This window comes from Streptomyces marokkonensis, assembly GCF_008312835.1.
GTDB classification, from domain to species: domain Bacteria; phylum Actinomycetota; class Actinomycetes; order Streptomycetales; family Streptomycetaceae; genus Streptomyces; species Streptomyces marokkonensis_A.
The window spans coordinates 65045-78706 of record NZ_VSKS01000012.1; the positions used below are offsets into that span (position 1 = coordinate 65045).

13 protein-coding genes are annotated in these 13662 nt (G+C 69.6%); 2 read left to right on the forward strand and 11 right to left on the reverse strand.

Features of this window, described 5'->3' with window-relative positions; all coding sequences use genetic code 11:
• Nucleotides 1-51: 51 nt before the first annotated feature.
• The 3 genes from F1615_RS21335 to F1615_RS21345 form a co-directional block, all read right to left on the reverse strand.
• A complete protein-coding gene (locus tag F1615_RS21335; protein WP_149550633.1) occupies nt 52-1053 on the reverse strand; it encodes an FKBP-type peptidyl-prolyl cis-trans isomerase in 1002 nt (333 codons plus the stop codon).
• 138 nt (nt 1054-1191) lie between these two features.
• Nucleotides 1192-2553 carry a Pup--protein ligase gene (gene pafA, locus F1615_RS21340; protein ID WP_142196373.1) on the reverse strand — a complete coding sequence of 454 codons (1362 nt, stop codon included), beginning with the start codon at nt 2551-2553 and terminating at the stop codon, nt 1192-1194.
• A gap of 9 nt (nt 2554-2562) precedes the next feature.
• Complete coding sequence (locus tag F1615_RS21345; RefSeq protein WP_149550634.1) at nt 2563-3822, reverse strand: MFS transporter; 1260 nt, start codon at nt 3820-3822, stop codon at nt 2563-2565.
• 93 nt (nt 3823-3915) lie between these two features.
• Between F1615_RS21345 and F1615_RS21350 the strand changes: the two genes are divergently transcribed.
• Nucleotides 3916-4932, forward strand: a complete 1017-nt coding sequence (locus F1615_RS21350) for a LacI family DNA-binding transcriptional regulator (RefSeq protein ID WP_149550635.1) — start codon at nt 3916-3918, stop codon at nt 4930-4932.
• A 468-nt stretch (nt 4933-5400) separates the two neighbouring features.
• Here the strand turns inward: F1615_RS21350 and prcA are convergent, their stop codons facing one another.
• From prcA to arc, 6 genes are all read right to left on the reverse strand, one after another.
• Nucleotides 5401-6162, reverse strand: coding sequence for a proteasome subunit alpha (gene prcA, locus F1615_RS21355; protein WP_149550636.1), 762 nt, complete (start codon nt 6160-6162; stop codon nt 5401-5403).
• Nucleotides 6163-6232: 70 nt separating this feature from the next.
• On the reverse strand, nt 6233-7078 hold the full coding sequence (gene prcB, locus F1615_RS21360) for a proteasome subunit beta (RefSeq protein WP_149550637.1): 846 nt from the start codon (nt 7076-7078) through the stop codon (nt 6233-6235).
• The gene (locus tag F1615_RS21365; RefSeq protein WP_341873449.1) at nt 7030-7296 is read right to left on the reverse strand and encodes an endonuclease domain-containing protein; all 267 of its coding nucleotides are present in this window, start codon (nt 7294-7296) and stop codon (nt 7030-7032) included. The genes prcB and F1615_RS21365 overlap by 49 nt, the downstream gene beginning before the upstream one ends.
• 66 nt (nt 7297-7362) lie before the next feature.
• On the reverse strand, nt 7363-7581 hold the full coding sequence (locus F1615_RS21370; RefSeq protein ID WP_030225373.1) for a ubiquitin-like protein Pup: 219 nt from the start codon (nt 7579-7581) through the stop codon (nt 7363-7365).
• A gap of 189 nt (nt 7582-7770) precedes the next feature.
• Nucleotides 7771-9282, reverse strand: coding sequence for a depupylase/deamidase Dop (gene dop, locus F1615_RS21375; protein ID WP_341873451.1), 1512 nt, complete (start codon nt 9280-9282; stop codon nt 7771-7773).
• A 232-nt stretch (nt 9283-9514) separates the two neighbouring features.
• Nucleotides 9515-11281, reverse strand: a complete 1767-nt coding sequence (gene arc, locus F1615_RS21380) for a proteasome ATPase (protein ID WP_149550638.1) — start codon at nt 11279-11281, stop codon at nt 9515-9517.
• Nucleotides 11282-11526: 245 nt separating this feature from the next.
• Here arc and F1615_RS21390 point away from each other — a divergent pair, with 245 nt between their 5' ends.
• The gene (locus F1615_RS21390) at nt 11527-11832 is read left to right on the forward strand and encodes a ferredoxin (protein ID WP_149550640.1); all 306 of its coding nucleotides are present in this window, start codon (nt 11527-11529) and stop codon (nt 11830-11832) included.
• A gap of 80 nt (nt 11833-11912) precedes the next feature.
• On the opposite strand, the gene F1615_RS21395 is transcribed toward F1615_RS21390, so the two are convergent.
• Together F1615_RS21395 and F1615_RS21400 are read right to left on the reverse strand one after the other, a co-directional pair.
• Complete coding sequence (locus F1615_RS21395; RefSeq protein WP_149550641.1) at nt 11913-12491, reverse strand: hypothetical protein; 579 nt, start codon at nt 12489-12491, stop codon at nt 11913-11915.
• A 248-nt stretch (nt 12492-12739) separates the two neighbouring features.
• A complete protein-coding gene (locus F1615_RS21400) occupies nt 12740-13642 on the reverse strand; it encodes a tRNA (adenine-N1)-methyltransferase (protein WP_073933638.1) in 903 nt (300 codons plus the stop codon).
• Between the last annotated feature and the right edge of the window lie 20 nt (nt 13643-13662).

The following is a 13662-nucleotide window of genomic DNA, read 5'->3' on the forward strand; positions in this document are numbered from 1 at the left end:
CCTGCTTGTCTGCGGAAAGGCGAACACGCACAGTCTTACATCCCCACGGCGTCACAGCTTCGCGAGGATGTCGACCGAGAAGACCAGTGTGGAGTCCTTCTTGATCTCGCTGCCCTGCGGCGGATTGTCGCCGTAGCCCAGCTCCGGCGGGATGACGATGAGGACCCGGCTGCCGACCTTCTTGCCGGTGAGCCCCTGCGCCCAGCCCTTGACGACCTGCTGGAGCGAGAACGACGTCAGCTGCCCCCGGCCGTAGGTGGAGTCGAACTCCTTGCCGCCGTCCCACAGCACGCCCTTGTACTGCACGAGCACGCTGTTGTCGGCGCCGACCTCCTCGCCGTCGCCCTCGAGGACGTAGCTCGACACGAGCTTCTTGGGGGCGTCCGTGTCGGGCACCTCGATGGAGGGCGCCTTGCCGTCGGTGTTGGTGCCGACCTTGGGCAGGTCCTTGTTGTCCTGGGCCACCTCGGAGCCCTTGGCGGAGCTCTTGGCGTTGTACGTGTCCTGCACGTCGACCACGAACACCAGCGTGTCGGTGCCCTTGATGCCCGCCTGCTCGTTGCCCTGCTCGCCGTACCCCCACTTCGGCGGTACGGCCATCTGGACGCGGCTGCCGGTCTTCTTGCCGGTGAGCGCGTACCGCCAGCCGTCGATGATGGTGCCCTGGGCGAGCTGGATGGCCAGCGGGGTCTTGCGGTCGTAGGAGTTGTCGAACACCTTCGCGGTGCTCCACACCTGACCCAGGTAGTGGGCCACGACGAAGTCGTTCTCGGCGACCGTCTTGCCGCCGCCCGCGATGACGGTCTTGACCGCGAGGTCCTTGGAGGGATCGCCGCTGCCCTTGGCGACCGTCGGCTTCTCACCGAACTTCGTGCCCGCCGTGATCGCCGGAAGCGGGCCGTCGACGATCTTCGGCGGCGGCGCGGCGGACGTCTCGGGCGCCGAGGGCGACGCGCTGTCGCCGGCATTGCCCGAGTCGGACTTGTCGTCGCCGCACGCGGCGAGGGTGGCCAGTCCAGCGGGAACGGCAATGAGAAGTGAGCGTCGGCGCACGGTGGGGGCCTCGTAATCGTCGATCTTGTGGATGGCGTCCGCGCAACTCTACGGCGTGAGAAGGGCGCCGCACGGTGTAACGTACGGCGCCCGTGTGACGTTCCGGGAATATTGGGATCCCCTGACAGAACGTGTTTCTCACATTCCGGCGATCAGCTTCTCCACCCGTTCGTCCACCGAGCGGAACGGGTCCTTGCACAACACGGTGCGCTGGGCCTGGTCGTTCAGCTTGAGGTGCACCCAGTCGACGGTGAAGTCGCGGCGCTGCTCCTGGGCCCGCCGGATGAAGTCGCCCCGCAGCCGGGCCCGAGTGGTCTGCGGCGGTACGGACTTGCCCTCGAAGATCTTCAAGTCGTTGCAGATCCGGGCGGCTTGTCCCTTCTTCTCCAGCAGGTAGTACAGGCCCCGCCGGCGGTGGATGTCGTGGTAGGCGAGGTCTATCTGCGCGACCCGGGGGTGCGACATGGTCATGTTGTGCTTGGCCCGGTACCGCTCGAGCAGCTTGTACTTCATGACCCAGTCGATCTCGGTGCCGATGCGGTCGAGGTCCTCGGACTCGATCGCGTCCAGCGTGCGGCCCCACAGCTCCAGCACCTGCTCGACGGTGCCGGTGCGGATGCCGCGGCGCTCGCAGAAGTCCAGCGCCTTCTCGTAGTACTCGCGCTGCACCTCCAGCGCGGACGCCTCCCGGCCGCTGGCCAGGCGCACCTTGCGCCGCCCGGTGATGTCGTGGCTGACCTCGCGGATCGCCCGGATGGGGTTCTCCAGGGTCAGGTCGCGCATCACGGTGCCCGCCTCGATCATGCGCAGCACCAGGTCGGTGGCGCCGACCTTGAGCAGCATGGTCGTCTCGGACATGTTCGAGTCGCCCACGATGACGTGCAGCCGGCGGTAGCGCTCGGCGTCCGCGTGCGGCTCGTCCCGCGTGTTGATGATCGGCCGGGAGCGGGTCGTCGCGGAGGAGACGCCCTCCCAGATGTGCTCGGCCCGCTGGCTGACGCAGTACACGGCGCCGCGCGGCGTCTGCAGCACCTTGCCCGCGCCGCACAGCAGCTGCCTCGTCACCAGGAAGGGGATGAGGATGTCCGCCAGCCGGGAGAACTCCCCGTGCCGGGCGACGAGGTAGTTCTCGTGGCACCCGTAGGAGTTGCCGGCCGAGTCGGTGTTGTTCTTGAAGAGGTAGACGTCGCCCGCGATTCCCTCCTCGTGCAGGCGTCGTTCGGCGTCCACCAGGAGTCCTTCGAGAATGCGCTCGCCGGCCTTGTCGTGGGTGACCAGCTCGGTCACGTTGTCACATTCCGGCGTTGCGTATTCCGGATGTGACCCCACGTCGAGATAGAGGCGGGCGCCGTTTCGCAGAAAGACATTGCTGCTCCGGCCCCATGACACGACACGGCGGAAGAGGTACCGCGCCACCTCGTCAGGCGACAGGCGGCGCTGTCCCCTGAACGTGCACGTGACGCCGTACTCGTTCTCCAGCCCGAAAATGCGGCGGTCCATGAGGGAACATTACGCCCGATCCCCCGAGCTGAAACGAGGTTCGGGGGCACGGTTCGGATCATTTTCCGAACGGGCCGCGACCACCGCCCTGCCGGCGGGAACCGCCAATACCCGTCCCGTGGCGATCAAAACCAGCAGCGACACGCCGCCCGCGACACCCGGCACGGCGAACCCCCACAGCGCCCCGCCCGTCTCGACCACCGGACCGGTGAGACCCGTTCCGACCGACGCGCCCACGGTGAAGGTCGTCACCAGCCAGGAGAAGGCCTCCGTGACGGTCCCGCGCGGCGCGTGCCGGTCGACGAGCACGAACGCGCAGGCGATCGCCGGCGCCAGGAAGAGGCCGGCGACCACGGTGAGCAACGTCATGGCCACCGGGCCGGGCATCAGCATCAGCGGCAGGTAACACACCGCCAGAAGGGCCACGAGCACCTGAAGCCGCCGCGCGGGCTCACCGGCCCACTGCCGGGCCCCGTACGCCGCACCGCCGACCAGGGCGCCCAGCCCGATCCCCGCCATCAGCCAGCCGTACACGTGGTCGCCGCCGTGCTGGTCCGCGTACGTCACGGCCGCCACCGTGATCGACCCCAGGGCCATCCCCACGGCCAGGAAGGCGCCCAGCAGCGCGAGCAGCCCCGGCGAGCGCAGGGCGCCCAGCCAGTGCGCCTCGCGCGGCGCCGACCGCCAGGCGCGGGAGGGCTGCGACACGACGACGGAGAGGGCGCCCAGCACGCCGATGACGTTCAGCACGAGCAGCGCGGCCTGGGCGGACCACAACGAGGCGCAGACCGTCACGAGCAGCGGCCCGACGGTGAACATCACCTCCTGCGCCACGGCGTCCATGGCGTACGCCCGGTGCACGTGGTCCTCCTTGGGCAGCACCGAGGACCACAGCGCCCGCAGCCCGCCCTCCAGCGGCGGAGTGAAGAGGCCCGCCGCGGCGACCGCGCCGTAGGCGAGCGCCGGGGGCCCGGTACCCACGAAGGCGAACACGGCCATCGCCAGCGCCGACAGCACGGCGGCGGGCAACTGCACCCGCGGCTGCCCCCGCAGGTCCACCAGCCGCCCCAGCACAGGCTGTCCGACGGCGTTGGCGACGCCGTACACCGCGGCCAGGGCTCCGGCCAGGCTGTACGTACCGCCCTCCGCGCGCACGAACAGCACGATCGCGATGGCCGCGGTCGCGTTGGGCAGCCGCCCCACGAGCGTGCCGACCAGCAGCCGGGTGGCGTGCCGTGCCCGGAGGATCTCCAGGTATCCCGTGGCCATTCCGGCGCCTCCACTGAAGTTTTACGTATAACTTGTTCCTCCATACGTACCATGGCCGCTGTTCACCAGTCCAGACGAAGGAGCGGCCCGACGATGCCCGGAGCCGGTACCCGCCCCACGAGCCGGGATGTCGCCCAGGCCGCCGGTGTCTCCCAGGCCGCGGTCTCCCTGGTCCTCGGCGACAAGTGGCGCGGCCGGGTCTCACAGGCCACGGCGGAGCGCGTGCGCGAGGCCGCGCGCGCCCTGGGCTACCGGCCCAACCTCGCCGCCCGCAACCTCCGCCTCGGCCGTACCCGCACGGTCCTCCTCGTCGTCCCCGCCCTCACCACGGAGTTCTTCGCGGGCGTCTACACGGGTGCCGCCCGGGTGGCCTCCCAGCACGGATTCGGCGTGGTCCTCTACCCCTCCCCCGAGGGCATCGGCCCCGCTCGCAACCCCTTCGCGTCCGCCCAGGCGGCCCTGGACGGCGTGATCGCCTCCTCGATGGCGGCGGAGGCGCTGACCGCGATCCGCGGCGACCAGCTGCCGCTGGTGATGCTGGACAGCGATCCCGAGGGCAGTGTGGGCGCGGCCACGGTCAACCTGGACATCGCCGACGGGGTCCGGCAGGTCACGGACCACCTTCTCGGCCTGGGGCACCGCCGGTTCCTGCATCTGGCGGCGGATGTGCCGTCCTGGACCTTCGAGGTGCGCGCGCGGGAGCTGGCGGGGCGGCTGCGGGAGGTCCCGGGGACGTCGTTGCGCACGGCGCGTGCGCCGATCTCCATCAGGGGTGCGGAGGCCTCGGCCCAGGCCGCGCTCGCCGGGGCGCCGGACCGGCCGACCGCGGTGGTCTGTGACGACGACCAGCTGGCGGCGGGCGCGTACAAGGCGGCGCGGCGGCTGGGGCTGCGGGTGCCGGAGGATCTGTCCGTCACCGGGCTGGACGATCTGGCCCTGGCGACGGCGATCGATCCGGAGCTGACGACGGTGCGGCTGGATGCGGAGCTGTTCGGGGAGCGGGGGATGCGGGCGCTGCTGGCGGTGCTGGAGGGACGCGATCCCTCGGAGGGCGACATCCCGGTCGACCTGGTGGTGCGGGGGTCGACGGCACGGGTGCCGGCGGGCTGACGCGGCGAGGGCTGCGCCGGCCGGGGTTGAGGGAGCTACCCGGCGTCGGTGTGGGCCGGCGGAGGTGGCGCAGCCCGGCGCATACGGGGTGCCGTCGCGCCGGGCTGTGCCACCTCCCCCACTCTCGGCTTCGCTCGAGCGGGGGACCCCATCACCCCAGCGGCACGACCGCCCGCGACGACCGGCAACGGCGAGGCTGCCCGCAGGAACGGAGGCGCGACACCGCTTGCCCGCAGGCACGGCGCGCGCGGCACCTCTGCCGGCGGTTGTCCGCACTGGCGCGGCCGGCCGCCGCGGAGTACGCCGCCGACGGCGCGGAGGGGACGGGGCGGGGGTGTGCGCCCGCAGCGGCTGGTGCGAGTCAGCGCCCTCGGCCCCTTCGGCCAACCCAGTCGCGCCAGTCCGAGGACGGACACCCCCGACCCGGCCCCGACCCACCCACCGGCATCAGGCGCTGCACGAGGAGACCTACTCCACGTCGCCGCCGGAGTCGGTCTCCGCGTCCTCCGCCTCCGAGGCCGTCTCCGCGCCGCCCGCCTCCAGCAGGCGCCCCAGCTGCCGTCCGCCGATCCGCTTGAACTTCCGCTTCTGCGGCCGCGTGCGGTCCAGCACGGCCACCTCCAGCCGCTCCTCGGGAATCTCCCGCTCACTGCCGTTGGTGTCCCGCGACAGGGACTGCACCGCCAGCTTCAGCGCCTCCGCCAGCGTCATCCCGTCCCGGTGCCGCTGATCGAGGTACCCGCTGATCTGCTCCGCGTTGCCCCCCACCGCCACCGAGCCGTGCTCGTCCACGATGGACCCGTCGTGCGGCAGCCGGTAGATCTGGTCCTGCTCCGGGGTCTCCCCGACCTCGGCCACCACCAGCTCCACCTCGTACGGCTTCTCCCCCACGCTCGAGAAGATCGTCCCGAGTGTCTGCGCGTACACGTTCGCCAGCCCCCGGGCGGTCACGTCGTCCCGGTCGTAGGTGTAACCCCGCAGATCGGCGTACCGCACGCCCCCGATCCGCAGATTCTCGTACTCGTTGTACTTACCGGCGGCGGCGAACCCGATCCGGTCGTAGATCTCGCTGAACTTGTGCAGCGCCCGGGACGGGTTCTCGCCGACGAACACGATCCCGTCGGCGTACTGCAGCACGACAAGGCTGCGGCCACGGGCGATGCCCTTGCGGGCGTACTCCGCCCGGTCGGCCATCGCCTGCTGGGGTGAGACATAGAACGGCGTCGACACCGGTTATCCGTCCCTTTCTGTCGAAGTCACTGGACCACCCTGAAACATCCGAACAACCCGCCCGCGCGGCCTACAGCAGCGAGGCCCGCGGACCGTCCGGCTGCTCCAGCCGCCGCTCCAGCACGGACCGGGCGATGTCGGACGCCTCGTCCTCGGTGAGCCGGCGGTAGCCGTCCTCGGTGATCACGGTGACGATGGGGTAGATCCGGCGGGCGACATCGGGACCACCGGTCGCCGAGTCGTCGTCTGCCGCGTCGTACAGCGCCTGCACCACCAGCGTGGTGGCCTCGGCCTCACTCAGATTCTCCCGGAACAGCTTCTTCATCGCACCGCGCGCGAAGATCGAACCGGAACCGGTGGCGGCGTACCCCTGCTCCTCCGAGCGCCCGCCCGTGACGTCGTAGGAGAAGATCCGCCCCTTCTCCCGGTCGACGTCGTACCCGGCGAACAGCGGGACCACGGCCAGTCCCTGCATGGCCATGCCCAGATTGGAACGGATCATCGTGGAGAGCCGGTTCGCCTTGCCCTCCAGCGAGAGCTGCGCGCCCTCGACCTTCTCGAAGTGCTCCAGCTCCAGCTGGAACAGCTTCACCATCTCCACGGCAAGCCCGGCCGTGCCGGCGATGCCCACGGCCGAGTACTCGTCGGCGGGGAACACCTTCTCGATGTCCCGCTGCGCGATGACGTTCCCCATGGTGGCCCGCCGGTCACCGGCGAGCACGACCCCGCCGGGAAACGTGACGGCCACGATCGTCGTGCCGTGCGGCGCCTCGATCACGCCCTTGACGGGCGGCAACGTCCTCCTGCCCGGCAGCAGTTCCGGCTGGTGCTCGGAGAGGAAATCCATGAAGGAGGAGGATCCGGGCGTCAGGAAGGCGGCCGGCAGACGCCCTGTGTGACGAGTGTTCGCTTCCACGAAGTTCCTTCCAGGTAGGCGGCTGCCCGACGAACAGCGTCGGGATCATCTCCCAACTTGCCGATGGCCGAATTGCAGTTGAAGCACGGTACGCCACGGACCCTACCCGCCTCACGGCAATGATCCACATATCCGGCGAGGGCTTTCGGGACGCCCCGGACGGCGGCCCTCGTCACCCCCGCAGCGCGAACGCTGCCCGCGGCCGGCCGAGCCCGCACCGCGAACAGCGTTCACACCGTCTTCGTCTCTCGCCCCGTGCGCCCCCGCGGCCTCCGGTCCGGAGGCTACTGGCCACCCTTCTGAACGAAGGACCTCACGAAGTCCTCGGCGTTGGCTTCGAGCACGTCGTCGATCTCGTCGAGGACGTCGTCCACGTCCTCGTTCAGCTTTTCCTGACGCTCCTTGAGGTCCTCCGAAGCCTGCGTCTCCGCCGCCTGCTCCTCGACCTCCTCGGTGGACCGGGTGGCCTTCTGCTGTCCGCCGCCGGTGTCCTTGGTCGCCATCACCCTCACCCCGCTCGGTTCGCCCGACACACTTGCTCGGTCAAGATCAGACCCTACAAGCCGGGTCCGACAATGCCCCCGCAGTTGCTCCAACGTACGGGGACCACCTCGATGATTCCCGGACCGGGGATTTTCCACCCTGTCCGGCCGGTCCTTCCGGGTACCCGCAGGTACCCGCCCAGGCCAGGATCACCCCCCGGACAACACCCTGACCAGGTCTTCCGCCGTCCGGCAGCGGTCCAGGAGCTCCTTGACGTGATTACGCGTTCCGCGAAGCGGTTCCAGGGTTGGCACCCGCTGGAGCGAGTCCCGGCCCGGCAGATCGAAGATCACCGAGTCCCAGGAGGCCGCCGCGACATCGTCCGCGTACTGCTCCAGGCACCGCCCGCGGAAGTAGGCCCGGGTGTCCTCCGGAGGCGCCGTACGGGCCCGCTCGACCTCCTCCTCGGCCAGGAGCCGCTTCATCCGTCCCCGGGCCACCAGACGGTTGTACAGGCCCTTCTCGGGGCGCACGTCGGCGTACTGCAGGTCCACCAGGTGCAGCCGGGCGGCGTCCCAGTCCAGACCGTCCCTGCGCCGGTATCCCTCCATGAGCTCACGCTTGGCGACCCAGTCCAGCTCGCCGGCCAGGCTCATCGGGTCGTTCTCCAGCCGGGTGAGTGTGTCCTCCCAGCGCGCGAGGACGTCCTTGGTCTGCTCGTCGGCGTCGGCCCCGAAGCGTTCCTCCACGTACTTGCGAGCCAGCTCGAAGTACTCCATCTGGAGCTGCACCGCGGTCAGCGTCCGCCCGCTGCGCAGCGTGACGAGCCGCTTCAGGGACGGATCGTGCGACACCTGGTGCAGCGTCCGCACCGGCTGGTCCACCGCGAGATCCACCGCGATGAAGCCGTCCTCGATCATGGACAGCACCAGCGCCGTCGTGCCCAGCTTCAGGTACGTCGAGATCTCGGACAGGTTCGCGTCGCCGATGATCACATGCAGTCGCCGGTACTTCTCCGCGTCGGAGTGCGGCTCGTCCCGGGTGTTGATGATCGGGCGCTTCAGCGTCGTCTCCAGGCCCACCTCGACCTCGAAGTAGTCCGCGCGCTGGCTGAGCTGGAAGCCGTGCTCGTGGCCGTCCTGGCCGATTCCGACACGGCCGGCGCCGGTGAAGACCTGGCGGGAGACGAAGAACGGCGTCAGGTGGCGCACGATGTCCGAGAAGGGGGTCTCCCGCTTCATCAGGTAGTTCTCGTGCGTGCCGTAGGACGCGCCCTTGTTGTCGGTGTTGTTCTTGTACAGGTGGATCGGCTGGGCGCCGGGAAGCTGGGCCGCGCGCTCCGCCGCCTCGGCCATGATCCGCTCGCCCGCCTTGTCCCAGAGCACGGCGTCGCGCGGATTGGTGACCTCGGGCGCGCTGTACTCCGGATGGGCGTGGTCCACGTAGAGCCGCGCGCCGTTGGTCAGGATGACGTTGGCCAGACCGATGTCCTCGTCCGTGAGCTGGCTGGCGTCGGCGGCCTCACGGGCGAGGTCGAAGCCTCGCGCGTCCCGCAGCGGGTTCTCCTCCTCGAAGTCCCAGCGGGCCCGGCGGGCCCGGTGCATCGCCGCCGCGTAGGCGTTCACGATCTGGGACGAGGTGAGCATGGCATTGGCGTTGGGGTGGCCGGGGACGGAGATTCCGTACTCCGTCTCGATGCCCATTACTCGCCGTACGGTCATGCGGCCCTCCTTGCCCGGCGGCGTCCCCGGTCGGGGACGCTGCTGTACCGCTGGCGCTCCGGTGCGTGTGCGGTGCCCGTCCCCGCACTGCGCGACTCGGCGGTACCAGAGAGCCTAGAACGCCTTTGCGCTGGTGGGGAGATCATTTGCGTCATTGCTGTGCTCCAGCCGTGGCACCGAAAAACAGTCGGCTGCGGGTACCCGCTGAGGGCACCCGCAGCCGCCCTGGTTTTTACAGGTACTGACCGGTATTCGCCACCGTGTCGATGGAGCGTCCGGTGTCCGCGCCCTGCTTTCCGGTGATGAGCGTACGGATGTAAACAATCCGCTCGCCCTTCTTTCCGGAGATACGGGCCCAGTCGTCCGGGTTGGTGGTGTTGGGCAGGTCCTCGTTCTCCTTGAACTCGTCCACGCAGGCCTGGAGCAGGTGGGAGACGCGGAGGCCCTTCTGGCTCTTCTCCAGGAAGTCCTTGATCGCCATCTTCTTGGCGCGGCCCACGATGTTCTCGATCATGGCACCGGAATTGAAGTCCTTGAAGTACAGGACTTCCTTGTCACCATTGGCGTAGGTGACTTCCAGGAAGCGGTTCTCCTCGGTTTCGGCGTACATCTGTTCCACCGCGGTCTGGATCATGCTCTGGACCGTCATGGACTTGTCGCCGCCGTGCTCCGAGAGGTCGTCGCCGTGCAGCGGGAGGCGTTCGGTGAGGTACTTGCCGAAGATGTCCTTGGCCGCCTCGGCGTCCGGACGCTCGATCTTGATCTTCACGTCCAGCCGGCCGGGACGCAGGATGGCGGGGTCGATCATGTCCTCACGGTTGGAGGCGCCGATCACGACCACGTTCTGCAGGCCCTCGACGCCGTCGATCTCGGCGAGCAGCTGCGGGACGATGGTGTTCTCCACGTCCGAGCTGACACCGGACCCACGGGTGCGGAAGAGGGACTCCATCTCGTCGAAGAAGACGATGACGGGGGTGCCCTCGCTGGCCTTCTCCCGGGCCCGCTGGAAGACCAGGCGGATCTGCCGCTCGGTCTCACCGACGTACTTGTTCAGCAGCTCGGGGCCCTTGATGTTGAGGAAGAAGCTCTTGCCGGCGGCCTGGCCGGTGACCTCGGCGACCTTCTTGGCCAGCGAGTTGGCGACGGCCTTGGCGATGAGCGTCTTGCCGCATCCGGGGGGTCCGTACAGCAGCACGCCCTTGGGCGGCCGCAGTTCGTGCTCCTTGAACAGGTCCGGGTAGAGGTAGGGCAGCTCGACCGCGTCGCGGATGGCCTCGATCTGGCCACCGAGGCCGCCGATCTGCTCGTATCCGATGTCGGGGACTTCCTCGAGGACGAGCTCCTCGACCTCGCTCTTGGGGACGACCTCGTAGACGTATCCCGAGCGGGGTTCCAGCAGCAGGGCGTCGCCGGGGCGGATGGTGACGTCCAGCAGCGGCTCGGCGAGCCGCACCACCCGCTCCTCGTCGGTGTGCCCGAGCACCAGGGCCCGCTCGCCGTCCTCGAGGATCTCCTTGAGGGTGACGATGTCACCGACGCGCTCGAACTCCATGGCCTCGACCACGTTGAGCGCTTCGTTGAGCATCACTTCCTGGCCGCGCCTGAGCTCGTCGAGCTCGACGCTGGGACTGACGTTCACCCGCAGCTTGCGGCCGCCGGTGAAGATGTCGGCCGTGCCGTCCTCGTTGGCCACGAGGAAGACGCCGAAGCCGGCCGGGGGCTGTGCGAGCCGGTCGACCTCCTCCTTGAGGGCCACGATCTGGTCGCGGGCCTCACGGAGCGTGCCCGCGAGTCGTTCGTTCTGGGCGGACACGCCGGCCAGGTTGGTCTGCAGCTCGACGATCCGCTCTTCGAGAATCCTCGTGTGTCGCGGAGAGTCGGCGAGCTTGCGTCGCAGGACGGCGATCTCCTGCTCAAGGTAGGCGATCTGCCCGGCCGGGTCGTCGGACCCGTGTCCCGGGCGGATGCCGCGGTTCATGTCGTCGTCGTGGGCTGCCACGGTCCTCACCTCCTCCAAGGGGAGCTGGACGCTTCCAGACCCTACCTGGGCGGGTGTCGATTGAAACCCCTAGATCACAAAGACGGTCGGGGTGTGTCCGATCTTCACCCTTGCGCTCTCCCTCACGCCAGGGGAATACCCACCGAAGATGATTGGAACCCAGGCGAAGGTAGGGTCGAAGTGTTCAACACCCGTCAGAGCTGGCCGGATTCCCGTTCGGCTCGGCGCAGGAAACGGCAGGAGAGATGAGCGTGCAGCAGGAGGCCGGAGTCGGTGGCGAGGCCCTGGAGGTCTGGATCGACCAGGACCTGTGTACCGGTGACGGCATCTGCGCGCAGTACGCGCCCGAGGTGTTCGAGCTGGACATCGACGGTCTGGCCTATGTGAAGAGCCCGCAGGACGAGCTGCTGCAGGACAAGGGGGCGACAACGCCCGTGCCCCTGCCGCTCCTCACGGATGTGATCGACTCCGCGAAGGAGTGTCCCGGCGAGTGCATCCACGTCCGTCGGGTTTCGGACAGGGCCGAGGTGTACGGGCCGGACGCCGCGTGACCGCTACGGCACGGCGCGTCACGACTGTCTGATTCCTCACACTCCGGTGTGCGCGCCCCGACGCACGCCCCGCGTGCGGGTCACACGCTCCTGGCGCCGGACGGGGTCGACCGCACGAACGCGCCGTCGTCCCACCGCCATTTCACGCTCTCGCGCACATCGGGACAGCAACTGGGCACGTCCTCGGACGAGTAGCCGAGGAGGGTGGCGGCGACCTCGCCGTCCCGTACGGCGAAGTCGTCGACGTTGGTACGGTCCTCGGGGTCGGCCAGGGTGGCGACCACGCGCGGCCGCGTGCTCCCGGCGGCCTGGGTGACGACGTACACACCGTCGGGCGGGGTGCCCATGGGGGCGTCGCAGTGCACCACCGCCACCGTCTCCGGCCGCCCGTCTCCGTCGAGGTCGCCGGACGCCTTCTTCTTCACCACCGGCTTCACCGGGCCGCACTCGAGGGGGAACTCCACGGCCGCCGGGTCGGGTGGGGCGGTCTGCGCCGGGGCGCTCTTCGTCTGCGGTCCGGGGGGCGGGGCCGCGGTGGCGGCGTCGGGCCCCAGGACCGAGGACAGGGCCACGACACCGGCGAGGGCCGTGGCGGTGGCGACCCAGTGGATCGGGCGTGCGTGCGTGTGGGCGAGCTCCGGAACGGCGGAAGGCTGCACTAGGAGTGTCTCCTGTGAGGGCTGTGCCGGTGGGGGTGGCCAGCATCGTGCCACACGTCACAGTACGGAGGGAACGGCGGGGGGTGTGCAGTTGCGGTGCCGGGGAACCGGGGAGGGCTGCGGTCGCCGCACTCATGTCGATGTGTCGACGTGTCACCGTGTCAACGGCGGAGCGCCGTGGCGCAGTTCCGAGCGGTTCGGGGGAACTGCGCCACGGCGCCCGTGCGTTGCGGGAGTGGCGGGCCGCGTCAGCGGGCGGCGCCTCCGTCGGCGTTGGGACCGGCGTAGTCCTCGCCGTAGGCGCCCTTGGCGGGACGGCGTCGGCGCATGGGCGGCTCGACTCCGTCGGCGAGGCGGCGGGCGGTGAGCAGGAAGCCGGTGTGGCCGATCATCCGGTGGTCCGGACGGACGGCCAGGCCCTCGATGTGCCAGTTGCGGATCATCGTCTCCCACGAGGTCGGCTCGTTGAAGCAGCCGATCTCACGGATGGACTCGACGGTCCGGGCGAGCTGGGTGGTGGTGGCGACGTAGCAGCACAGGATGCCGCCGGGGACGAGCGCCTTGGAGACGGCCTCCAGGCACTCCCAGGGGGCGAGCATGTCCAGGATGACGCGGTCGACGTCGGTGTCGGACAGGTTGTCCTGGAGGTCGCCCACGGTGAGCTGCCAGGCGGGGTGCGGTCCGCCGAAGTAGCGCTCCACGTTCTGCCGGGCGATGTCGGCGAAGTCCTCGCGGCGCTCGTAGGAGTGCAGCATGCCCTGGTCGCCGATGGCGCGCAGCAGGAAGCTGCTGAGCGAGCCGGAGCCGACGCCGGCCTCCACGACGCGCGCGCCGGGGAAGATGTCGGCGAAGGCGAGGATCTGCCCCGCGTCCTTCGGGTAGACGACGGCGGCCCCGCGGGGCATGGACAGGACGTAGTCGGGGAGCAGGGGGCGCAGCGCGAGGTAGGCGACGTTCCCGGTGGTGCGGACAACGCTGCCCTCGGGAGCACCGATCAGTTCGTCGTGGGGGAAGGAACCCTTGTGGGTGTGGAAGTTCTTCCCGGCCTCGAGCGTGAACGTGTAGTGGCGGCCCTTGGGGTCGGTCAGCTGAACCTGGTCCCCGACCTTGAAGGGCCCGCGCCTGCGGGCGGCACCGGTCGGTTCGGACATGTGACCAGCCTACCGGTCCA

Bases quoted from the DNA above. Each gene is read 5' to 3' on its own strand.
- pafA (WP_142196373.1), bottom strand. From the start codon at position 2,553: ATGGACCGCCGCATTTTCGGGCTGGAGAACGAGTACGGCGTCACGTGC.
- F1615_RS21345 (WP_149550634.1), bottom strand. From the start codon at position 3,822: ATGGCCACGGGATACCTGGAGATCCTCCGGGCACGGCACGCCACCCGG.
- F1615_RS21350 (WP_149550635.1), top strand. From the start codon at position 3,916: ATGCCCGGAGCCGGTACCCGCCCCACGAGCCGGGATGTCGCCCAGGCC.
- F1615_RS21370 (WP_030225373.1), bottom strand. From the start codon at position 7,581: ATGGCGACCAAGGACACCGGCGGCGGACAGCAGAAGGCCACCCGGTCC.
- dop (WP_341873451.1), bottom strand. From the start codon at position 9,282: ATGACCGTACGGCGAGTAATGGGCATCGAGACGGAGTACGGAATCTCC.
- F1615_RS21390 (WP_149550640.1), top strand. From the start codon at position 11,527: ATGAGCGTGCAGCAGGAGGCCGGAGTCGGTGGCGAGGCCCTGGAGGTC.
- F1615_RS21400 (WP_073933638.1), bottom strand. From the start codon at position 13,642: ATGTCCGAACCGACCGGTGCCGCCCGCAGGCGCGGGCCCTTCAAGGTC.